This is a genomic window from Archangium sp. (genome assembly GCF_057119385.1).
Genome location: NZ_DBNGVP010000214.1, coordinates 45,756 through 66,295 on the forward strand (window position 1 = coordinate 45,756; position 20,540 = coordinate 66,295).

The 20,540-nt window shown below is 69.2% G+C and carries 17 protein-coding genes; 6 read left to right on the forward strand and 11 right to left on the reverse strand.

Annotated features, from left to right (window positions below):
- Positions 1-3 precede the first annotated feature (3 nt).
- The gene (locus AC16DP_RS48850) at positions 4-1,146 is read left to right on the forward strand and encodes a BMP family lipoprotein (protein WP_329734568.1); all 1,143 of its coding nucleotides are present in this window, start codon (positions 4-6) and stop codon (positions 1,144-1,146) included.
- Between the two features lie 9 nt (positions 1,147-1,155).
- On the opposite strand, the gene AC16DP_RS48855 is transcribed toward AC16DP_RS48850, so the two are convergent.
- On the reverse strand, positions 1,156-2,049 hold the full coding sequence (locus AC16DP_RS48855) for a tetratricopeptide repeat protein (protein ID WP_329734567.1): 894 nt from the start codon (positions 2,047-2,049) through the stop codon (positions 1,156-1,158).
- Between the two features lie 227 nt (positions 2,050-2,276).
- Here AC16DP_RS48855 and AC16DP_RS48860 point away from each other — a divergent pair, with 227 nt between their 5' ends.
- Together AC16DP_RS48860 and AC16DP_RS48865 are read left to right on the forward strand one after the other, a co-directional pair.
- The gene (locus tag AC16DP_RS48860; RefSeq protein WP_329734566.1) at positions 2,277-2,777 is read left to right on the forward strand and encodes a hypothetical protein; all 501 of its coding nucleotides are present in this window, start codon (positions 2,277-2,279) and stop codon (positions 2,775-2,777) included.
- A 117-nt stretch (positions 2,778-2,894) separates the two neighbouring features.
- A complete protein-coding gene (locus AC16DP_RS48865; RefSeq protein ID WP_329734565.1) occupies positions 2,895-3,257 on the forward strand; it encodes a thioredoxin family protein in 363 nt (120 codons plus the stop codon).
- Positions 3,258-3,320: 63 nt separating this feature from the next.
- On the opposite strand, the gene AC16DP_RS48870 is transcribed toward AC16DP_RS48865, so the two are convergent.
- The 5 genes from AC16DP_RS48870 to AC16DP_RS48890 form a co-directional block, all read right to left on the reverse strand.
- Positions 3,321-3,524 (reverse strand): YbdD/YjiX family protein, encoded by a 204-nt coding sequence (locus tag AC16DP_RS48870; RefSeq protein WP_329734564.1) that lies wholly within the window; start codon positions 3,522-3,524, stop codon positions 3,321-3,323.
- Between the two features lies 1 nt (position 3,525).
- Positions 3,526-5,589 carry a carbon starvation CstA family protein gene (locus tag AC16DP_RS48875; protein WP_329734563.1) on the reverse strand — a complete coding sequence of 688 codons (2,064 nt, stop codon included), beginning with the start codon at positions 5,587-5,589 and terminating at the stop codon, positions 3,526-3,528.
- 296 nt (positions 5,590-5,885) lie between these two features.
- Positions 5,886-7,127 (reverse strand): ATPase, T2SS/T4P/T4SS family, encoded by a 1,242-nt coding sequence (locus tag AC16DP_RS48880; protein ID WP_329734562.1) that lies wholly within the window; start codon positions 7,125-7,127, stop codon positions 5,886-5,888.
- 139 nt (positions 7,128-7,266) lie between these two features.
- Complete coding sequence (locus AC16DP_RS48885; RefSeq protein ID WP_329734561.1) at positions 7,267-7,896, reverse strand: DUF2267 domain-containing protein; 630 nt, start codon at positions 7,894-7,896, stop codon at positions 7,267-7,269.
- Between the two features lie 20 nt (positions 7,897-7,916).
- A complete protein-coding gene (locus AC16DP_RS48890; protein WP_329734560.1) occupies positions 7,917-8,504 on the reverse strand; it encodes a TIGR02265 family protein in 588 nt (195 codons plus the stop codon).
- 272 nt (positions 8,505-8,776) lie between these two features.
- Between AC16DP_RS48890 and AC16DP_RS48895 the strand changes: the two genes are divergently transcribed.
- The 3 genes from AC16DP_RS48895 (at position 8,777) to AC16DP_RS48905 (ending at position 11,805) form a co-directional block, all read left to right on the forward strand.
- Complete coding sequence (locus AC16DP_RS48895) at positions 8,777-9,373, forward strand: hypothetical protein (RefSeq protein ID WP_329734559.1); 597 nt, start codon at positions 8,777-8,779, stop codon at positions 9,371-9,373.
- Positions 9,374-9,380: 7 nt separating this feature from the next.
- Positions 9,381-10,907, forward strand: coding sequence for a hypothetical protein (locus AC16DP_RS48900; protein WP_329734558.1), 1,527 nt, complete (start codon positions 9,381-9,383; stop codon positions 10,905-10,907).
- Positions 10,908-11,079: 172 nt separating this feature from the next.
- The gene (locus AC16DP_RS48905; RefSeq protein ID WP_329734557.1) at positions 11,080-11,805 is read left to right on the forward strand and encodes a hypothetical protein; all 726 of its coding nucleotides are present in this window, start codon (positions 11,080-11,082) and stop codon (positions 11,803-11,805) included.
- 51 nt (positions 11,806-11,856) lie between these two features.
- Here AC16DP_RS48905 and AC16DP_RS48910 read toward each other — a convergent pair whose 3' ends face one another.
- From AC16DP_RS48910 to AC16DP_RS48930, 5 genes are all read right to left on the reverse strand, one after another.
- Positions 11,857-14,091: a cell-cell cohesion protein MtsF gene (locus tag AC16DP_RS48910; protein WP_329734556.1), complete on the reverse strand. Its 2,235-nt coding sequence runs from the start codon at positions 14,089-14,091 to the stop codon at positions 11,857-11,859.
- Positions 14,092-14,287: 196 nt separating this feature from the next.
- Complete coding sequence (locus AC16DP_RS48915) at positions 14,288-16,693, reverse strand: helicase-related protein (protein ID WP_329734555.1); 2,406 nt, start codon at positions 16,691-16,693, stop codon at positions 14,288-14,290.
- A gap of 192 nt (positions 16,694-16,885) precedes the next feature.
- Positions 16,886-18,133 (reverse strand): calcium-binding protein, encoded by a 1,248-nt coding sequence (locus AC16DP_RS48920; protein ID WP_329734554.1) that lies wholly within the window; start codon positions 18,131-18,133, stop codon positions 16,886-16,888.
- Positions 18,134-18,396: 263 nt separating this feature from the next.
- Complete coding sequence (locus AC16DP_RS48925) at positions 18,397-19,413, reverse strand: BPSS1187 family protein (RefSeq protein ID WP_329734553.1); 1,017 nt, start codon at positions 19,411-19,413, stop codon at positions 18,397-18,399.
- 145 nt (positions 19,414-19,558) lie between these two features.
- The coding region (locus AC16DP_RS48930; RefSeq protein ID WP_483957105.1) for a hypothetical protein at positions 19,559-20,540 on the reverse strand (982 nt) is incomplete at its 5' end.

The following is a 20,540-nucleotide window of genomic DNA, read 5'->3' on the forward strand; positions in this document are numbered from 1 at the left end:
GCCATGCGCCTGCGTCACCTCGCCCTGGTCCTCGCCCTGCCCCTCCTGCCGGCCTGCAAGAGCCAGAAGGAGGCGCCTCCCGCCCCGAAGACCGCGGCCAAGGCACCCGCCACCCAGAAGAGCCGCATCGGCCTCGTGCTGGGGCTCGGAGGTCGCGGGGACCAGTCCTTCAATGACTCGGCGCTGCGGGGCCTGGAGGTCTGGGCCGCGGGCGTGAAGTACGAGGAGGGTGGCTACAAGGACGTCACGCCCCAGGAGCACGAGCCGCTCGGCATCACGCCCGTCATCCTCCAGAGCCGGGTGGCCGAGGACTACGAGCCCAACCTGCAACTGCTGGTGGAGGAGCAGGGCGTGTCGCTGTCGCTCGCGGTGGGCTTCATGCTGGAGAACGCGGTGGAGGCGGTGGCGAAGCGCAACCCGGACAAGCACTTCCTGCTGGTGGACAGCCCACTGCTGTCCGCCCAGGGCGAGCCGTACACGCTGCCCAACGTGCGCACCGTCGTCTTCCGCGAGGAGGAGGGCTGCTACCTGGTGGGCGCGCTGGCCGGGCTCGCGACGAAGACGGGCAAGGTGGGCTTCGTGGGCGGCATGGAGATTCCGCTGGTGAAGCGCTTCGAGGCCGGCTTCCGCGCGGGCGTGGCGGCCACCAACCCCAAGGCCACCGTGGTGTCCAACTACACCGGTGGCTTCACGAATTTCGCGCTCGGCAAGCAGGTGGGGCAGGACCTGCTGACCAAGGGCGCGGACGTGCTCTTCGCCGCCGCGGGCGTGGACGGCCTGGGCGCCATCCAGGCCGTGAAGGAAGCGCGCGACGAGGGCAAGAGTGTCTACGTCATCGGCGTGGACTCGGACCCGTCGCACCTGGCACCCAAGGCCGTGCTGTCCGCGGTGGTGAAGCGCGTGGACCTGGTGGTGTACGAGGCCGTGCGAGATGAGGTCCAGGGCCGCTTCCAGGGCGGCAGCCTGTCCCTCGGCCTCAAGGAGGGCGGCATCACCTACGCCCCGGTGCGGCTGGACTTCCCCGGCAAGGCCGACGCCCTGGCCCGGCTGGAGGAGCTGAAGGGGAAGATCATCGCCGGGGACATCCAGGTCCCCACGCACCCGGATCAGCTCCGGCCCGCCACCGCGGCTCCTGGCACGCCCTGAGCGCTCGCGCTAAGGCGCCTTCGTGGCGGCCTGGAGCGCCTTGCACGCGGGCTCGAGCCCGAGGTTGCACGCCTTCTGGATGAACTCGCGGGAGCGCTCCGGGCTCTTCGCCACGCCGCTGCCACTGCGGTGGGCGATGCCAGCATTGAGGCAGCCGCCCGGGAGCTCCGCGGCACAGGCCTTCTCGAAGAGGGAGACGGCGCGCTTCGGATCCTTCGCCACGCCCTGTCCCGCCATATAGGCCACGCCGAGGCTGTTGCAGGCCGTCATGTGTCCCGCGTCGCAGGCCTTGGTGAAGAGGGCCGCGGACTTCTCCAGGTTCTTCTCCACGCCCTTGCCGTTCGCATGGGCGATGGCGAGGCTGAAGCACCCATCCGCGTGGCCCTTGCCACAGGCCTTCTCGAAGGAGGCGCCGGCACGCACCGGATCCTTGTCCACGCCCAGGCCCGCGTTGTAGGCGAGGCCCACGTTGAAGCACCCCTTGGCGTCCTCCGCCTTGCAGCTCTTGTCGAAGAGCGCGAAGGCCTGCTTCGGATCCTTCTGCACGCCCGTGCCCTCCGCGTAGGCGATGCCCAGGTTGTTGCAGGCGTCCAGGTGGCCCTTGTCGCACGCCTTCTTGTAGAGGGCGGCCGCGCGGGCATCGTCCTTGCTCACGCCCGCGCCCTGCGCGTACGCCAACGCCGCGTTGAAGCACTCGCCCTTGTCGCCCTTCTTGCAGCCCTCCTCGTGGACCTTGGCCTGGCGGGCCAGCTCCTCGCGGCCGAAGAAGGCCTCCTGCTTCTCGGCGGCCTTCGTCGCGGGCTTCGGTTGCTGCGCGAGGGCGGACGCCCCCAGCAGGGTGATGGCCAGACCGAGGCCGAGCACCCACGGGCGCCGGCCGTTCTCGGTTCCAGAGCGAAGCATGTGGAAATCCTCCCGGGCACCAGGGCCCATCCTGTCGGACGGGTATAGCCAGGATCTCCGCCCGCGCGAAGGGGACTCGGCCCGGGCCACCGTCCTGGCTCAGCGCGGCGACCGGACCCGCCGGGGCGTGCCTCCTCCAGGGCCCGGCTGCCGTGGCTTCGCCGGAAGCGCTCCTCTTGTGCAAACGGGGTTGTACAACCACGGTTGTGAATCCGACGGGAGGACCCATGTCCACGACGAACCTCGACATCGCGCACCGTTACTTCCGGGCCATCGAGCAGGGAGCGACTGGAGAAGCGCTGGCCGCCTTCTTCCACCCCGAGGTGACGCAGATCGAGTACCCCAACCGGCTCGTCCCCACGGCAGCCACGAGGGATCTGCGGGCGCTGCTCGAGGGAGCGGAGCGCGGCCAGAAGGTGGTGGCCTCGCAGCGTTGCTTCTCCACGCGGCTGCCGGGCTGGGGCAACCTCGCGCTCTGGGGCGTGCTCTTCTTCCTCGCGGAGCGGGTGCTGCCCGGCCTGGGCAAGGACGAGTCGGCCCGGTATGCCTTCACCGTGCGCCAGTACCTCCTGGGCCTGCTCATGCCCGAGCTGGACTTCCGCAGGACGTTCGCCGCCACGCCCCTGTCCTGGCTGCGGCTCACCACGTACTTCTCCAATGTCTCGCTGCTGCTGCTGCTCGGCATCCACGTCTTCAATCAGCGCGAGGTGTCCTATGCGTCCCGTTGATCCGGGCTCCACCCGCGCGCTGCCCCGCCGGCTGCTGGTGGCCGCCGTGCTGCTGCTGGGTGCCCGGGTGGCCAGCGCCGTCTACGAGAAGCCCCCCCCTCCCAGCCCTGGAGCCTGGTGGCCTGGGTTCCCCTGGAGCAGGCCGAGGCCCTCTCCCGCGAGCGCCATCTCCCCATCCTCTATTACTTCTCCGCCGACTGGTGCTCGCCCTGCCAGCTGATGGAGCGCGACGTCTTCAACAACGACTACGCGGCCCGCAACATCAACACGCGCTACATCCCCGTGAAGCTGAAGGATCGCCACCAGGAGGACGGAGAGAACCCGCCCGCCGTGCAGGCCCTCATCAAGGCGCACTCCGTCAGCGCCTTTCCCTCCTTCGCCGTCGTGGGGCCGGACGGAAAGCGCCAACGCCTGACGCGCGGCTACGGCGGCTACACCGTGACGCTCCAATTCCTTCGCATCCCCACGCCTTCGGATTGAGTCTCCACGTTCGCGGTCTACAACGACACGCGGACGGGCGCGCCCAACGCGCTGGACATTGAGTCAGCAGCAGCGCCCGCCACCCCCGCGGTAGCGGGCGCGCATGCGCTCGTCGAAGAACTCCGGGTAGCTCATCACCGGCTTCCCGGGGTGCTTCAGACGCATGTGCTGGACGTAGGTGTCGTAGTCGGGCACGCCGATGATCAACCGGGCGGTCCGCACCGCCTGGAGCCAGAAGCCCCTCAGCCTGTCCCTCGCGGCGCCCATGTCAGTGGCCCGCCGTGGCCAGGGGAACGGGGGCGGTCTCCTGGGCGGTGGGGCCGGCCGAGCGGCGGGCGGCCAGGGCCGCGCGGATGCCGAACGAAACGGTCGCGATGACCAGCAGCATGAAGAGCACGGTGAGGGTGGCGTCCACGTAGTCGTTGGTGATGACGCGCTCCATGTCCTCCAGGCTCTTCGCGGGCGCCAGCACCTTGCCCTCGGCGGCGGCGGCGGAGAACGCGCGGGCATGGGCGAGGAAGCTCACCCGGACCTCGCCGCCGAACACCTTCTGCCAGCCGGCGGTGAGCGTGCAGCACACCAGCCACACGGTGGGCAGCGCCGGAATCCACAGGTAGCGCTCGCGCTTCATCTTCACGAGCACCACGCAGACCAGCGTCAGCGCGATGGCGGCCAGCATCTGGTTGGCGATGCCGAACAGCGGCCAGAGCGTGTTGATGCCGCCCAGCGGATCCACCACGCCCTGGTAGAGGAAGTAGCCCCAGCCGCTCACGCAGATGGCCGTGGCGAGCAGGTTGGCGGACCAGGACTCGGTCTTGCGCAGCGGCGCGTACACCAGGCCGGCCAGCTCCTGGATCATGAAGCGGCCCACGCGCGTGCCCGCGTCCACGGTGGTGAGGATGAAGAGCGCCTCGAAGAGGATGGCGTAGTGGTACCAGAAGGCCATCATGCCCGCGCCGCCCACCAGCCCATGGAGGATCTGCGCCATGCCCACGGCCAGGGTCGGCGCACCGCCCGCACGGGAGAGGATGGAGGACTCGCCAATCTCCCTGGCCGTCATGCTGAGCACGTCGGGGGTGATGACGAAGCCCCACTCACTGATGGTCCGCGCCGCCTGCTCCACGGTGGTGCCAATCAGGCCCGGCGGCGAGTTCATGGAGAAGTACACACCCGGGTCCAGCACCGAGGCGGCGATCAGCGCCATCATCGCGACGAAGGACTCCATCAGCATGGCGCCGTAGCCCACCATGAGCGACTCGCCCTCGTTGGCCAGCATCTTCGGCGTGGTGCCGGAAGAGATGAGCGAGTGCCAGCCGGACACCGCGCCACAGGCGATGGTGATGAAGAGGAACGGGAACACGTTGCCGGAGAACACGGGCCCGGTGCCGTCGATGAACCGGGTCACCGCCGGCATCCGGAGCTCCGGCGCGGCCAGGACGATGCCCACCGCCAGCAGCAGGATGGTGCCAATCTTCAGGAAGGTGGACAGGTAGTCGCGCGGCGCCAGCAGCAGCCACACCGGCAGCACCGAGGCGCAGAAGCCATAGGCGATGAGCATCCACGCCAGCGGCTTGCTGCCAAAGGTGAACAGCGGGGCCACGGACGGTGCGTCGGCGACGCGGCCGCCCAGCCAGATGGAGAGCATCAGCAGCACGAAGCCGAGGATGGACACCTCGAGCACGCGGCCGGGGCGCAGGTAGCGCAGGTACACCCCCATCAACAGGGCGATGGGGATGGTCATGGCCACGGTGAAGGTGCCCCAGGGGCTGTCCGTCAGCGCCTTGACCACCACCAGGGCCAGCACCGCGAGGATGATCATCATGATCATCAGCACGCCGATCATCGCCACCACCCCGGCGGCGGGACCCAGCTCCAGGCGCACCATGTCGCCCAGGGACTTGCCGTCGCGGCGGATGGAGAGGAAGAGGATCATGAAGTCCTGCACCGCGCCGGCCACCACCACGCCGAAGAGGATCCACATGGTGCCCGGCAGGTACCCCATCTGCGCGGCGAGCACCGGGCCCACCAGCGGACCGGCTCCGGCGATGGCCGCGAAGTGATGGCCGAACAGCACCCACTTGTCGGTGGGTACGTAGTCCAGGCCGTCATTGCGCAGTTGCGCCGGCGTGGCCCGCGAGGGGTCCAACCTCAAGGCCCTGTCGGCGATGAACCGCCCGTAGAAGCGGTAACCGAGCATGTAGACGCAGACGGACGCCACCACCAGCCAGGTGGCGTTGATCGTCTCGCCCCGGTGCAGCGCCACAGTGCCCAGACAGAACGCGCCGATGATGGCGACCAGTGCCCAACCCAACCTGCTCGCGAGACGACCCATGACCCCTCCGCTCCTGTGTATCGCGGCAACGTTCCCGCCGGGTCGGCACGGGGTCAATGATCAAGTTCCCCCCCCTCATGCACCACTCATCAACACAACGCGCCGCGTGAGGCCCCTCGGGTGACAATCCAGCCGGATCTCGCGAAACCAGGAGTCCACACGTTGCGCATGCGCCCTCTCCCTCTGGGAGAGGGCGGGGGGTGAGGGTCGTCACCCATCACGCGGATCATGGGCGGAAGACCCTCACCCTAGCCCTCTCCCAGAGGGAGAGGGGACACCCACGGACGCTCGGACCGTTACTCCTTGCTCTTGGGACCACCGCGCTCGAGCTGGCGGATGATGTCCGAGAGATCGTCCTGCTCCTCCTGGATGACGAAGACCCCTTCCTCGGCGGGCGCGGGTCTGGGCGGAACATCGTCCTGCGTGACGCGCTTCGGCCTGGGCGCGACCGGCCGGGGAAGAGGCTCCGGCATCGGCGCTGGAGTGGCCCGAAGTGAGGGAACGGACACGGGAGGCAGCTCGGGCGGAGCCTCCTCCGCGGGAGACGGCAGGTTCCAATCCGTCTTCCGGTTCAGCCACTCCGCGTAGCGCGTGAACGTCCACGAGCCATCGGCGGCGCCCGTCTCGATGGCGGACGGGAGCTTGAAGAAGTGGCCCTGGCGCACGAGGCTCTTCACGGGCGTACTGCCCGGGAGCACCTCGCACTCGGGCACACGGATGCCGAGCTCCGGACGGTAGCGCAGCCGCTGGCACACCACCCCCACGAGGCAGTCCGCCAACTGCGCGCACACCGCGCCCTGGATCTCCGGCGGAAAGGCCGACACCACGCGCTGGAGCGCCTCGGCCGTGCTCGCCGAGTGCACCGTCGCGAGCACGAGGTGTCCCGTCTCCGCCGCGTTCAACGTCAGCCGCATCACCTCCGGGTCCCTCATCTCGCCCACCATGAGGACATCCGGGTCCTCGCGGAGCGCGTCGACGAGCGCCTGCTCGAAGGAGGGCGTATCCCGGCCCACCTCGCGCTGGCGGATGAAGGACTGGCGCGGCACCAGCGCGTACTCGATGGGGCTCTCCACCGTGATGATGTGCCGGGCCTCGCTCAGGTTGATCTCCTGCAGCAGCGCCGCGAGCGTGGACGTCTTGCCGGAGCCCGTCGGGCCGCTCACCAGCACCAGGCCGTGGGCCGGCTCGATGAGGCGGCGCAGGTCCGGGTGCAGGTTGAGCTTCTTCAACGTGGCCTGGGCGGAGGCCAGCAGACGGATGGCGAAGCCCACGCCGCGCGCGGTGCGCAGGATGTTGATGCGGCAGCGCTGGCCCTCCACGTTGCGCGAGACGTCATACGAGCACCGCTCGAGGAACTCGGGCCATGCGGCATCACCGATGATGTCGCGCGCCATGGCGGTGAGCACCGAGCCCGGCACCGCCTCCCCCGCGAGCCGCAGCGCGCCGCGGATCCGCAGCGCCATGGGCATCTCGCCCTCCAGGTGGATGTCGCTCGCTCCCTGCTCTCGGGCGAGCCGGATGAAGGCTTCGAGTCCCACGTGTGTCCCCTCCGACCAGGGCCGTTCCAAGCAACCGGTATGCCGCGTGCGCTTCCGGAGACACTCATAGCCAGGAAGCACCAGGGCCTGCCGGGTTGTCCGGACAGAGAGAAAAGCGGACGACACTTTGTCCCACCGCTCACTCCCACTCGCTCAGGGGACGATCCGACCCGGGGTGTCCGGCCGCGAGCGTCTCCTCTTCCCGCTCCTGCGTGAAGCCGCTGGCGCTGGAGAGCTTCGTGTCCCCATGGGGATTGTCCGCCCGCACCACCGAGTGCGAGTGCGCCCGCTCGGGCCTCGCCTCGGACAGGGGGCGATGGCTTCCCGGCCGCCCCTCGGCGAGCGTGCCGCGGCCCGGCTCCAGGTGGACGTACTCGAATTCCCCCACGGGCTCGCGCGGCCTGAGGAGGGCGCTCATCGGCTCGGGCAGGGCCTCGCGCAGCCGGTGCACCGTCCCGGGAGACAGCGCCTCCGCGAGGAACTGGCAGACGACACCCGTGAGCTCCACCGCCTGCCCCAGCGGCACCCGCGTCCGCTCCGCCACCCGCGCATGCAGCTCCGCGAGGTTGAAGTCCTGGTGGGGGCGTACGTCACGCAGGCTCTCGGCCAGCGGGGCCGGAAGATCTTCCGCCAGGGCCTGGACGACGGGCCAGCTCAGCCGCTCCCCCAGCACCGAGAGCACCGCGCCGAGGGTGCGCTCCGCCTCCTCCCGGCCAGGGAGGCCCGCGTGCTCGGCGACCTGGGACAAGAGCTCCTCGTGCGTCATCATGATCTTCCTCGCGGGCCGATTCACTCCCACGTGAAGTCATATTCACTGTCGAGCGGGCCCAGCACCCCTCCCCGGACGCGCACGTTGCGCGCGCCCAGCCGCTCGAGCACCTCCACCATGGCGCCCTCGTGGTACGGCATGGGCAGGAAGCTGCGCCGCATCACCAGGCGGCCGTGCCGGGGCCCCAACCACTCCATCGCCCGCTCCCCGTAGTTGGAGGTCACCTTGTAGATGGCCTGGAGGCTGGCGGAGATGTGGTCGGTGCTCGCGCCGGACTGCGAGCACATCGCGCTGCCCACCGCGGAGGACATCAGGCCCACCGCCGCCTTCTGCCCCAACATGCGCAGCACCTGCTCCGCGCCCCCATGCCGGGCACTCAGCTCCCGCACCGCGGCCATGGTCAGCCGGAGGAGCAGCGTCACGGAGTAGTTGACGAAGTCCATCAGCCGCTGCTGGCCGAGCACCGCCTGACATCGCGCCACGGCCGCCTCGTCCCCGAGCGACCGGACCGCCTCCAACGTGCGGTTGAGGAACAGCCCGCGCGCGGTGTCCTGGGAGGTCGCCAGCTCCATCAACTGCTCCAGCGTGCGCTCCCAATCCGATTGCATTCCCATACTTCGGCTCGTGCTCATGTCCACCCGGCCCGCCTGTCCCTCCGCCTCGGCGAGGGACTCCCCCAGCATAGGTCAGGGTCCGGGTGGATTCCTACTTTGCGGGGAATCCCCGGACCAGAAGTGTAGCCCGGTAGTCCGATTTCGAGAGGACGGTACAGCCGGGCGGCGTGGAGCCCGGGAGGCTTGCGAGCGGACACGCGGCATGGTGGCGTTCCACGGCGAGACGTGTGTGCCGTCCAGCCAGACACTCCGGGGGTGATCTCAAGATGGACAACGTGAAGCTCGAGAACGTGCAGGTGCTGGGTGCCAACCTGTCGAACGTGCTGAACGCATTCGGCAGCTTCCAGCTGCTCGCCAGCCGCATCATGTTGGAGGAGGGGCTCGGCGAGGAGTCGAAGGAGGGCGTGGTCCAGTTCGACAAGGACCGGTGGTACCCGGTGACGCGCTGGCTGGCCACCTTCGAGCGCATCGGCCGCGAGTATGGGGAGAGCATGCTCGGCCAGGTGGGGCTCGCCGTGCCGAAGAACGCCCTCTTCCCGCCCTTCGTGACGGACATCGACAGCGCGATCAAATCGGTGGACGTCGCCTACCACATGAACCACGCCCTGGACGGGCGGCCCATGTTCTCGCCCACCACCGGCACCATGACCGAGGGCATCGGCCACTACGGCTACTCACGGGTCCCCGGCATGAAGCAGATCCTCTGCGAGTGCGACAATCCCTATCCCTGCGCGTTCGATCTGCACCTGCTCCAGGCGATGGCGCAGCGCTTCGAGGTCACCGCCACGGTGACGCATGACACCTCGAAGCCGTGCCGCAAGCGGGGCGGCGCGAGCTGCACGTACATCGTGAAATGGGTGTAGTCACCGCATGAGCGACGGACTGCTTCGGAAGTACGCCTGGCCCCTGGCCGCGGCGGGTGTGGCGCTGGTGCTGCTCCTGCTGCGTCTCGCATCACTCCTGGAGCTCGGCTTCGTGGCCGATGACTTCGCCCACCTGGTGGAGGATCGCCCCCAGCCCTGGTACTTCGCGCAGGATCACCTGTACCGCCCGCTGCGCAACGCGACGTTCCGCGTGCTGCCGGCCCTCTTCGGGCTCGACCCGGTGCCCTACCGCTTCCTGGTCATGGCGGGCTTCCTCACGTGCCTGGTCCTGCTCTTCGTCTTCCTGCGGCTCCAGGGCGTGGGGCTCGCGGGCGCCCTGTCCGCCTGCGTGTTCGCGGCGCTCCACCCGCGCAACCAGCGCGTCCTGTACTGGTTCGCGGCGGCCCAGGACATCGTGGTCGCCTGTGCGGTGCTCGCGGCCCTGAGCGGGTGGAGTCTCTTCCGGCAGCGCGCGTCGAGGGCCGGGTACGTCCTGGCGCTCGTCTCCTTCGGCGTGGGGCTGGGCTTCAAGGAGCCCGCCATCGTGCTCCCCGCGCTGCTCGTCATCGTGGATGTGCACCGGCTCGGGGCGGACTGGAGGGCCGTGCGCACCGCCCGCTTCTGGCGGCCGTACCTGGGGCTGCTGCCGGTGCTCGGGCTCTACGCGGCGTTCGTGCTGCTCTACCCCGAGGGCCGGCTGCGCCAGGCGGAGGCAGGCGCCAGCATCTATGGCGTCAGCACCCTCCTCCAGTCCGTGCTGGCCCTGGTGCGCACCCTCTTCAACCTGGTGCTGCCCTTCGCCCCGCCGCTCGCCCTGCGGGATGTGACGGTGCCCCAGCTGGCCTGTGCCGTGCTGGTGCTCGCCGCCGTCGTCCTGCTGGCGGTATGGACGCGGACGCGCCGCGCGTGGGGAGCGGCCGCCGCCTGGGTGCTCGTCGCCGCGGTCCCCACCAGCGTCTTCGCCCGGACGAACAATGGGGACCAGTACCTGTTCCTCCCGATGCTCGGCATCGCCTTCGGACTGGCCTGGAGCTTCGACGTGCTCTTCCATTCGAGGACCTGGGTACGGGCCGTGGGCTGCGCGGTGTTGATGCTCCAGGCCTTCTTCGGTGCGCGGTACCTCGCCCGGGCGCACGAGGAGTGGCGGGTCGCGGGCGAGCTCGTTCAACGCACCCTCCAGTCCGCGCGGGCCATCCCCTCCTCCGAGACGCTCACCACCCTCGTGGTCGTCGACCTGCCGCACATGAACGGGCGGGCGCCGGTGCTGAACAACGGGCTCAAGGGCGCGCTGATGTCCGTGGGGTTCCCCCGCTCCCTCGCGTTGGAGGTCAACCACCAGCGGCCCGGCACGGACCCGGCCCAGGAGGCGCTCGTCCAGGGGCTCCTGGCCTGTCCCGCCGGGCCGGTGGGTCCGGCGCCCCGGCGAACGTTCGTCTGGGTGGACGGAGCCTTGGTGGAGCGCACCGGAGCCTGCGCGGAGCGGTGGGTCCACGAGGATGAGCAGCGCCGGGCCCTGGCCTGGGTGAAGAGCTGAGCCCGTGTAGCGGCGGAAGCAACGCCATGGGCCCGTGCCCGTGGCCTGGGAAGCAACACCTACCGGCTCTCCGACAGACTCTCCCTCTGGGACAAACGGGCAAAAGCCGCCGGTACGGTGATTGCAGAAATACCGGACCGGACGACGGTGTCCCCCAATCCAAGGATTCGACATGATCTCCAAGAACAAGTTCCTGGGTTCCCTGCTGCTCGCCATCAGCCTCACGGGCGGTCAGGCCCTCGCCTCCAGCATCGAGCCCGTGCCCGATCAGGAGCTCGAGGAGGTGCCCCTCACGGATTCCGAGGCGCAGCCGGTGACGGTGGACCTGGCGTTCCGGGACGCGGAGCCCTCGAAGGAGCAGTCCATGGAGGAGGAGTTCCTTCCGGATCTGCCCGTGCTGCTGGACGGCAAGCTGTACTCGGCCGAGGAGCTGGAGAAGGCGGGCATCCAGCTGCCGCACTACGTGCTCGACTCGAACGCCGCCGAGCAGAACATCCTCCTGGGCTTCCGCGACGCGGCGTCGCTGAAGGTGTACCTGGAGAGGACGGGGCAGATGCCCTCGAGCGAGCCGCAGGCCGCCGCCGCGCTGCCGTGCTGGTTCCGGCCGCCCGCCTACTTCTTCGATGGCACCTACTACACGGGCAGGTACTTCTCGGTGCGCCCGGGCTTCGGGTACGCCAACCTGGGCATCTGGGACAACCGCATCTCCTCCATCCGGGGCACCCGGTGCGGCCGCTGGACGCTGCTCACCGAGCTCCCCTACTTCCAGGGCCGCCGGCTGTGGCTCGGCGCCAGCTGGGCCGTCCCCAACCTGAGCAGCTACCGCATGTACCCGTACTTCTGGCCCTTCCGCCAGACGTGGAACAACCGCGCCTCGTCCGTGATGGTGTTCTGGTAGGCCGGACGCGGGAGAACCCCGGGCTCCAGGTGTGAGCCCGGGGAGTGTGGCTCACGGCTGCCGGGTGAAGACACAGCCCGGCACCTCGCCCTCCGGGAGCGGGCAGGACGCGGTGCCCCCATCGGGCGTGGAGTACGTCCTCGGATAGCCGGTGTACGCGGTGCGCAGCGTGTAGTTCGCCTGCCCGTAGTCCATGCGGTCCACGGCGCTCACGAACACGTGGATGGAGCCCCCCCGGAGGAAGCGCGGCTCGAGGCAGGCGCAGGCCTGGGGCCGCACCGTCACCCGCGTGACGCCGTCCCCGCGTTCGAGCGAATACAGCGGCTGGAGCTCACCGGCACCGCCCGCCGGCGAGTACCAGGCGCGCATCGGCGCCCCGCTGTAGGCGAGCGTCAGGGGGGCGCCAGCACTGCCCGTGGACACGGGGGTGCAGACGCCACTCGCGTCCAACCGGTCCCCATCACAGAAGGACAGGGCCAGCGAGAGGCCATGGGGCACGCCCCCATCGGGCAGGTCCGCCACCTCCCACTGCAGCTCCCAGGTGCGGTCCAGGGGCGTGGGGAGAGGGGGCAGGATGAAGGAGAAGCTGTCCACGTCGGTGGGCACGGCGTCGTAGTCCCGAGGGCCCCGCACGCCCTGCCCCTTCGAGGGCTCATGTCCGACGAGCCCGCCCAGGCCGTGGGAGAGGGAACCGCGCACCTCGTACTCGGCCCCCCTGGGCGGCGCGGGGAAGGCCGTGCCGGCATCATCGCTGGCCAGCATCTTCGGCTCGGGGGTCTCCGTCACTCCGCCCTTCTTCCGGGAGGTCTCGTCCGGGTCGTCCAGCCACTCCACCTCCAGGCGGTAATCCCTGTCATCCGCCCAATGGGAGCCCTCGTCCTGGACGAGGAAGAAGTAGCTCACCGAGGCGCCGTGTGGCGGCACGGGCAACACGCCCTCGAGGTTGCGCAGGTGGGGGAAGGCCTCGGACTCGTCGCGCGAGGAGTGCAGGCACAGCGGCGTGCCCTGGCCACACCAGCCATCCACCCGGGACGTCACCTCCGGGTCCGTCCCGTAACCGTTGCCCTTGGGGCACACGTCCGCCTTCGTGACGCAGTCATGGGCCGAGGAGCCCTGCACCTCCGAGAGGACGCGCACCAGCCGGTGCGGAGCCCCTGGCAGCGGAGGGAAGCGGCCTCCCGTGGACAGGGGCACCAGACGGTAGTGCAGCACGGTGTGCACGGTGCTCGAAGGCAACCGCACCGCGTACCAGTCCTTGTCCTGCACCGAGCCCAGGCGCCCCGTGAAGGATGCCGATGCCGGTGGAGCCTTTCCCTCGAAGCTCACGGGACGGGCCCGCGCCAGCTCGTCGTTGTCGGTGGGAGACTCCTGGACGTCCGCCTCGTCCAGCACCTTCACGTCCACCGTGTATTGCAGGCGGAGGTCTCCGGGAGGCGGCCCGCTGGAGGTGCCGCCGTTCCAGGCCCGCACCAGCACCTGCCACCGTCCCGCCACGGGGGCCCGGCGCGCCGTGGCCAGGTCCGCGGCCACCGTGGGGGAGTCCACGTGGGCCTCGTCCTCCACGGTGCCGTCCGGGCGCAGCAGTTGGTACGACAGGAGGGAGGCCGAAGGAGGAGCGAGGCCCGGCGCCGTCACCCGCGCGTAGACGATCTTCCCGGCCGGCACGTCGAAGGCGAAGCGGTCCACGTCTCCGTCGGTGGCCAGGAAGCCGGAGGCACTCCCCACGGCGGCGCCCTCCTGATTCGTCAGCGGCACGGACGTGGCCATGTCCGCGGTGTCATTGGGCTCGTGGGCGTCCGGGTTCTCCAGCACCTCCACCCTGAGCGAGTACGGGTTGCGCACGTCGTAGCCGGGCTGGCTGGGATTGGCGGGCGTGTCACTGAGTTGGAGGAGCAGCCTCGCGCCCGGCTCGGAGAAGGGCAGGAGGAACTCGACGGGATGGGGCTCGCCCTCGCCGTGCGCGTCCACCCGGCGCGGCGCCAGCTCGCCGCCGTCCTCGTGCAGCAGACGGACGGACAGGCTCACCGGAGTACTGGACACACCATAGCTGGCGGTGACGCGCAGCACCGAGCGGGGCCCCAGGTCCGAGGGCATCCGCACGCTGTAATAATCAGTGTCGTGCTCGAAGGAGAGATAGCGATCCTTCAGGGGCACACCGGGCGTGAGCTGGCATTCGCGCGAGCGCAACGCCTCTTCCTGGGTGTTGCAGAGGTCCGCGGGGCCTTGCGGGGGACAGGCGGTGAGGACGAGCAGCACGAGCGGCAGCAGTCGAGCGGGAGTGTGCATGCGGAGCGCGGGGGGCAGGTGTGAACGGAGCGCATGCTACGGCTTCGAACGTCACCTGGGGTGGCGGACCGCATCGAGCTGTCACAGCCGGGAGTGAACCCGGGAAGCGGGGGTTGAGTTATACATCGTGCTTGGAATTTGGAGCCGAGTTGCCAGGAATTGGCCCCGCCGAGGGCCCTGGTCCCGGGCACTGCCCTTACGCGCTCCCCTCCCCGGCCCCGCTCCTGCGCCCATTGGCACCACTCTTGTCGGGAGCCGTCCCCGGCCCTCTGCCGCCCCGGCGCCGGCGCCGCCGCTTCATCGGGGCGCGCCCGGACTGGCCTCCGAGCTCTCGCAGCACCCGCGCGCGAACACCGCTCTCCAGCTTCAACTCCTGCAGCAGCGCGTGCACCTGCTGGGTCCCGTTCGGGTGGCGCAACGCCTCGCCGAGCCGCTCGGCGATGTCGATCCGCAGCGCCACGGAACCGAGCACCTCATAGCCGAAGGCCCGCGCATTCCTGCCGCCCAGGTCCGCCGCCTCGAGCACCGGCTCGCGTGGAACGCCCTGGGGTGCCGGACTCCGCTGGTACAGCGCCGTCAGCAGGCAGCGCCGCTCGAGCGCATGCGGCGCGAGCGCCTCGGTGACGTAGAGGAAACGCTGCCCCTGGCGGACCCCCAGCGCCCTCAAGCGCTCGCGTGACTCCTCATCCAGCATCCGCCACTGCTCTCGCGCCGCCTCCTGGGACGTCACCCCCAGCCCCTCGGCCAGACAGTAGGCGAGGCCCCGCATCGCCGCGGAACGGCCCGAGCCGGTGAGGGCCTCGGCGGGAAAACCCCCCATCGCCTCGGTGACCAGGTCCCGGGACAAGGCCACCAGCCGGCGCTCGAGCAGCCGCCGCGCGCCTCCCGTCCAGACCTCCGGCTCCGCGAGCGCGATCTGCGGGGTGCGCCGGTCCTTCCCGGGCACCAGACGGGCCAGCGGCTGCCCCTCGAACGAGATGCTCCCCGACGCCTCCACCTCGAAGGCGTCATGCGTCGCGTCCACCACCCGCTGGACGAACTGCTCCTCCGTCATCGCCCCGCCGTCGGCACCCGGTACCTCGCCCAGCAGCTGCCCCAACTTCGCGAAGGGGCTGTCCGACTCGGAAGCGGGGCGTGCGGCGGCCCTCACGAACCGGCGTGCACTCCTGCGCGCCGCCCGCTGCACGAAGCGCTCCACCAGCCGCTCATGCAGGGCATCACCCAACGCGTCCTCGATGCGGCGGGTGCGCTCCTGCCAGTGCTCGGCGTCGTGCAGCCAGCTCGACCGATGGCTGATGTACGTCCAGATGCGGATGGCCGCCAACCGGTCCATCAGCGTGTGGATGTCTCCGGAGACATCGTCGAGCGGCGACACCTGCTTGGACAGCCAGGATTGCTCCAGCTTTCCGTCCCCGTCCGAGAGCTGGAGGAAGGTCTCTCGCAACAGCGCGACGTGCTGCCCGAAGAGCCCCTTGCGGAAATCCGGAATCTGGCAGACCTGCCACAGCAGCTCGACCGTGGCCCGGTCGGTGGCGATGTCTCGAATGGCGGGAACGTTCGAGAGTTCCTTGAGCGCATCGAAGTCGTCCGCGCGCTCCACGCGGATGAAGCCATGGTGGTTCGGAGCCCGCGACAGCGAATCCAGCAGGGACTCCGGGCTCGAGAAATCGAGCGAGGCATTGCGCCAGATGAGACGGCGCACGGCTGGAAACCGGTGGGACTCGATGGCGGAGATCACCCGCGGAGGCAGCTCGGACAGGGAGTTCAGGGTTCCGAACGTCCCGTCATTCAAGTGGCGTCCCGCGCGGCCGGCGATCTGCGCCAGCTCGTCCGGGAAGAGCTCCCGCTGCTCGGCGCCGTCGTACTTGGAGAGCGCCGCGAAGGCCACGTGGTGGAGGTCCAGGTTCAACCCCATGCCAATGGCATCCGTGGCCACGAGGTACTGGACCTCGCCAGACTGGTACATCGCCACCTGGGCGTTGCGCGTACGCGGGGAGAGCGCGCCCAGCACCACGGCCACCCCACCCCGCAGACGGCGCAGGGCCTCGGCGAGCTCATACACACGGTCCGCGGAGAACGCGACCACGGCCGAGCGCGGAGGCAGGCTCTTCAGCGAGCGCGTCCCGGCGTAGCGCAGTTGGGACAGGCGGGTGGCGCGCTTCACCGACGCATGGGGGATGAGCGCCTGGACCATGGGCCGCATCGTGTCCGCGCCGAGGAACCACGTCTCCCGGCGCCCCCGCGCATGCAGCAGCCGATCCGTGAAGACGTGCCCGCGTTCCCGGTGGGCGGCGAGCTGGATCTCATCCACGGCGAGGAAGTCCACCTGCCGATCGGTGGGCATCGCCTCGACGGTGCAGATCCAATAGTCCGGGCGGGGAGGCAGGCGCTTCTCCTCGCCGGTCATCAGGGCGACCCGTCCCTCGCCCACGCGAGCGGTCACCCGGTCGTAGACCTCCCGGGCGAGCAGGCGCAGCGGCAGACCCATCATGCCCGTGTCGTGCTCGAGCATGCGCTCGATGGCGCGGTGCGTCTTCCCCGTATTCGTGGGCCCCAGCTCCGCCACGACGACGGAAGACCGGCTGGAGGGGCTGGAGTTCATTGGCGAAGTCTAACCCCGAACAGGGTCCTCCGCCTGGGTCACATGAGGGCCGGGCCCCCCGGGGGTTCAGGGGGACAGGCGGCGCCGCAGCTCCCCGAGTGCCCGCTCGCCAGCGGCCGTGGCGGCCAGCAGGTCCGTGACGGCGTCACGGGGGAGCGTGAAGTGATGCAACAGCGCCCCGATTTCTCGCGCTCAGAGATAGGGCTGGGAGCTCACCGGATAGCCGTAGGTGCCCTGCAGGTAGCTCTGGACCCAGGGGCTGACCGGCCACCTCCAGGTGTAGCGGAAGAGGTCATGGAGGTTGACTCCGGCGGCCTCGCTGGCGGCGAGGACGAAGTTGTCCACGGCGTCCTGGGTGGTGGCCGCGTCCGTGGCGGCGCCCACCCTCCTCCACAGCCGGTTGATGAAGTCCGAGCCGTGGACGCGGTGCAGGCGCAGGACGAACGACGCGAAGAAGTCCGTACCGCCCAGGCCATGATTGTTGGGCGGAGCCTGCCCGGCCCTCAACGTGTTGCTCCACGTCAGGCCCGGGTTGAAGCGATAGGCGTCCACCAGCCCCTGCACGGCCAAACGGAACGTGTGGAAGGGGTACCCGTTGATGGGGGCGCCACTCGCGCTCACCCCCGCATGGTCCATGGCCAGGAAGCGCATCGCCACCGCATAACCCGTGGTGATGGAGCCCGTGTTGTCCGTCCCCACGTACTCAATCTTGCTCCCGTAGAACCAGAAGTTGCGCCCCAGCTCATAGAAGGGCGTCTGCTCGTACTGGTTGGAGTAGAAAGCCGCGTTGCAGATGGTGCTGAAGGTGGATTGCAGGAACTCGACTCCCGTGTGGCCAAAGAAGCCACAGGCGCTGCCGCCAGCGCCACACCCGGTGTACACGCCCGAGGGCATCGCGGCCAGGCTGTTCAAGCCCTGGTAGAGGAAGTGAGGGGTGGGGGCCCGGCCCGTCGCGTTCAGGTAGAAGTCGTAGCCGCCGTCGATCGCATCGATGATGTTCATCAAGGTGCTCGCCGGGCAAGTCGTCGTGTCCGGTGTCCTCAGCGCCACCGAGCGTCCCTTCCAGGCATACAGACTGTAGGAATTGCCAATGAAGCTCGTGTAGGGCGCCCGGAGCACGCAAAACCACGAGTAGGGATTGTTGAAGTCCAGGAAGGAGGCGGAGTCTCCGTCCACGTGCTGCTGCCGGCAGGCCGCGTCCAGGCTCATGTTGTAGTCAACACCATTCAGCCGGCACTTCCAGCCGTACGCGTTGAACTGCACCAGCACCTCGTAGGCACTGGAGCCATGGGTTTGCTGGCAGTAGGCATTGAGATTGATGCTAGGCAGCGCCATGGCGGACGCGCGCTCCGGCAACAACACAATGCATACCGCCACCATGAGCAGCACGGCCAGTGGGGCCCGGCGGCCATGCCCCGCGAACGGACGTCGACCCTGCATGGTTTCGCTTCTGCGACGCACGTGCGCCGGTGACCGCGCCGGGGTGGCCTTTGCGGTGAGTGTGTTTTTCTTCACTCATGGCAGATACGCTACTGTCCGGTCCAGGTCAATACGACTCCGTATTCCAGGAATTCCCAGTGGGCCGCCGGTCATCAGCACCCCCGCCGAGGCCTGGGTGAGCACGCGAGTCAGCGGGGTGGGGGCTCCTGCCCGAGCAAACGATGGAGGGCTTCGTTCAGCTGGGCCCAAAGAGGTCAGGACGGCTACGGCCACAGCTCCAGCCACTCGGCGTACAGCTGCGCGTCTCTTCCCACGCACTCATGCGGATCCGTCACGCACAGGCCGGTGGAGCTGATGACGAGCTTCCACTGTGCGTTCATCCGCTCCGGCGCCCAGTGGGCGATGGCGGCCTCCTCGCAGGCGTCCCGGTTCTCCTGCGTACCGGCCTGCCCGCGGGCGATGAGGCCCCGGTAGCGATCGGCGCCTGGAGCGGTGGCCAGCGGAGGCAGCGTCCAGCTCGCCCAGGCGCCGTTCGTGCCCATCGCGTCACAGGGCGAGGCCAGCGTCACCACCCGTCGCACGGCGTAGTCCCTGCCAATCACCCCCGCGTGGCCTCCGCCCTGGGATTGGCCCGAGACGATGATCTTCGCCGGGTCGAGGACACAGTCCGTGGTGCAGGCCGGCTGGGTGAAGTAGCTGCCCCAGTTGCCCGCCGGGTCCACCGTGTCGCGCAGGTACAGCAGCAGCGCCTTGAGCCGGGGCAGGATGGCATCCGCCTTGTCCATGGACGTCACCGCGCTGCCCGGCTGCACGCTCCCGGAGATGAGGGTGCGCCGCGTGGCCAGGAAGCAGGCATCACTGTCGGAGCAGAGGGAGCGGACGGAGGGCTGATTCTGGTACGACAGGCCAATCATCCGGTAGCCCTTGGAGACGGCGCTCGCGTACAGGGTGTGGTCCCTGTCCGCGTACGCGGTGCTCAGGATGTCCGCCGGCTGGCTGCCCGTGCCGGGCAGGTAGACGATGAGCTCCGCTCTGGACGGGCTGGTGGGGCGCACGACGACGTGCGGCGCGGGGGAGTTGCCCGAGCCGGCGGTCCCTGCCTCCGCCGGGGTGACGAACCCGCAGAGCGCACCGCTCGGCCCGGCGCAGCTGCTCACCTGCTGCATCACCCTGCCCCGCGGCTCCGGCGTGGGCACCTGCTCCGCACCGCACCCCAGGCTCAACCACAACCCCAGCATCCCCGGGGCCCACCCCGGACTCCACGTCTTCAGGCTCTTCATCTCGAGTACTCCTGTTGGCGCGCAATATGGGGGGATGCGCGAACCGGGTTCAACCCGGACCGGCGTGGAAGCGATGGATACGAAAGACCCGGCGCCGCGGAGGGCGCGCCGGGCCTCGGGAGGGCGCTATGCGGCCAGGCTCCGCTCAGAACGCGCAGGAGGTACCACCGCCCCACCACACCGTGTGCTTGTAGAAGTTATTGACGAAGAAGTTCGGATCCATCCACTGAATCTGGTAGCACTCCTGCCACTTGTTGTAGGGAGCCGTGGTGCCGTTGGGCACGCGCATGGTGGCACCCGGCTTGACGACATACGTGGCCTTGCCAACGTTCTGGTTCTCGTTGACATTGTGATACCATTGGGCCCTGGCCTGCGAAGTGTCACCCTGATCGTTGATCATCACGTCGCTGGTGGTGTAGCTCCAGGACATGCTGGCGTTGACAGAGGCACCATCGTAGCCGGCGCTGGTGCCAACCGAGACGCCCACCGAGGTACTCCCCTGCGTGGTGGTGGGGTCGCGGTCGCTGACGAAGTAGTTGAGACCGTTGTACCTGCCCCAGACCTTCTGCCACATGTCCGCGGTGCGCCAGTCATTGCCCCAGGCCTGCTTGCCGGGCACGGACTCATGCCGGAACTCGATGTTCCACCAGTCGTAGGTGGTGGAGCCGTCGTTGCTGAGCTTGTAGAACAAGGTGAAGATGTTCTGCTTGCCGTGCGGGTTCAGGTCATAGAACGTGGACCGCTGAAGGACCAGGGTCCAGCCGGCGGCGAGGGTGTTCACGTCCTGCGCGCCCGCCTCGTCCTCCTTCAGGCGCTCGGCGGCCCACTCATAGGCAAGCCTGGCAGCGGTGGCCATGTTCTTCTCGCCGATCTGGAAGACCTGCTGCACGCCCCGGCGGTCAATGAAGAGGCCGTAGGCACTCTCGGACTCCTCGACGCCATGGGAGTCAATCGAGCGCAACGGCTGGTCGAACTGGGCGTCGACCAGACCCCTGGCGATGGACGTATCCCCGAACACCACCACGGGGTTGCCGGCGCGAACCTCCTTGAACAGCGCCTCCCGGTCGACCACGCTGGTGCGCGCGTGCGCCATGACGATGTAGCGCTCACCCGACGCCCGGCTCTCC

What these genes read in the sequence shown, in the direction of transcription:
- AC16DP_RS48900 (WP_329734558.1), top strand. Translation starts at nt 9,381, where the DNA reads ATGAGCGACGGACTGCTTCGGAAGTACGCCTGGCCCCTGGCCGCGGCG.
- AC16DP_RS48890 (WP_329734560.1), bottom strand. Translation starts at nt 8,504, where the DNA reads ATGCAATCGGATTGGGAGCGCACGCTGGAGCAGTTGATGGAGCTGGCG.
- AC16DP_RS48920 (WP_329734554.1), bottom strand. Translation starts at nt 18,133, where the DNA reads ATGCAGGGTCGACGTCCGTTCGCGGGGCATGGCCGCCGGGCCCCACTG.
- AC16DP_RS48885 (WP_329734561.1), bottom strand. Translation starts at nt 7,896, where the DNA reads ATGATGACGCACGAGGAGCTCTTGTCCCAGGTCGCCGAGCACGCGGGC.
- AC16DP_RS48875 (WP_329734563.1), bottom strand. Translation starts at nt 5,589, where the DNA reads ATGGGTCGTCTCGCGAGCAGGTTGGGTTGGGCACTGGTCGCCATCATC.
- AC16DP_RS48910 (WP_329734556.1), bottom strand. Translation starts at nt 14,091, where the DNA reads ATGCACACTCCCGCTCGACTGCTGCCGCTCGTGCTGCTCGTCCTCACC.
- AC16DP_RS48855 (WP_329734567.1), bottom strand. Translation starts at nt 2,049, where the DNA reads ATGCTTCGCTCTGGAACCGAGAACGGCCGGCGCCCGTGGGTGCTCGGC.
- AC16DP_RS48915 (WP_329734555.1), bottom strand. Translation starts at nt 16,693, where the DNA reads ATGAACTCCAGCCCCTCCAGCCGGTCTTCCGTCGTCGTGGCGGAGCTG.
- AC16DP_RS48905 (WP_329734557.1), top strand. Translation starts at nt 11,080, where the DNA reads ATGATCTCCAAGAACAAGTTCCTGGGTTCCCTGCTGCTCGCCATCAGC.
- AC16DP_RS48850 (WP_329734568.1), top strand. Translation starts at nt 4, where the DNA reads ATGCGCCTGCGTCACCTCGCCCTGGTCCTCGCCCTGCCCCTCCTGCCG.
- AC16DP_RS48895 (WP_329734559.1), top strand. Translation starts at nt 8,777, where the DNA reads ATGGACAACGTGAAGCTCGAGAACGTGCAGGTGCTGGGTGCCAACCTG.
- AC16DP_RS48860 (WP_329734566.1), top strand. Translation starts at nt 2,277, where the DNA reads ATGTCCACGACGAACCTCGACATCGCGCACCGTTACTTCCGGGCCATC.
- AC16DP_RS48870 (WP_329734564.1), bottom strand. Translation starts at nt 3,524, where the DNA reads ATGGGCGCCGCGAGGGACAGGCTGAGGGGCTTCTGGCTCCAGGCGGTG.
- AC16DP_RS48925 (WP_329734553.1), bottom strand. Translation starts at nt 19,413, where the DNA reads ATGAAGAGCCTGAAGACGTGGAGTCCGGGGTGGGCCCCGGGGATGCTG.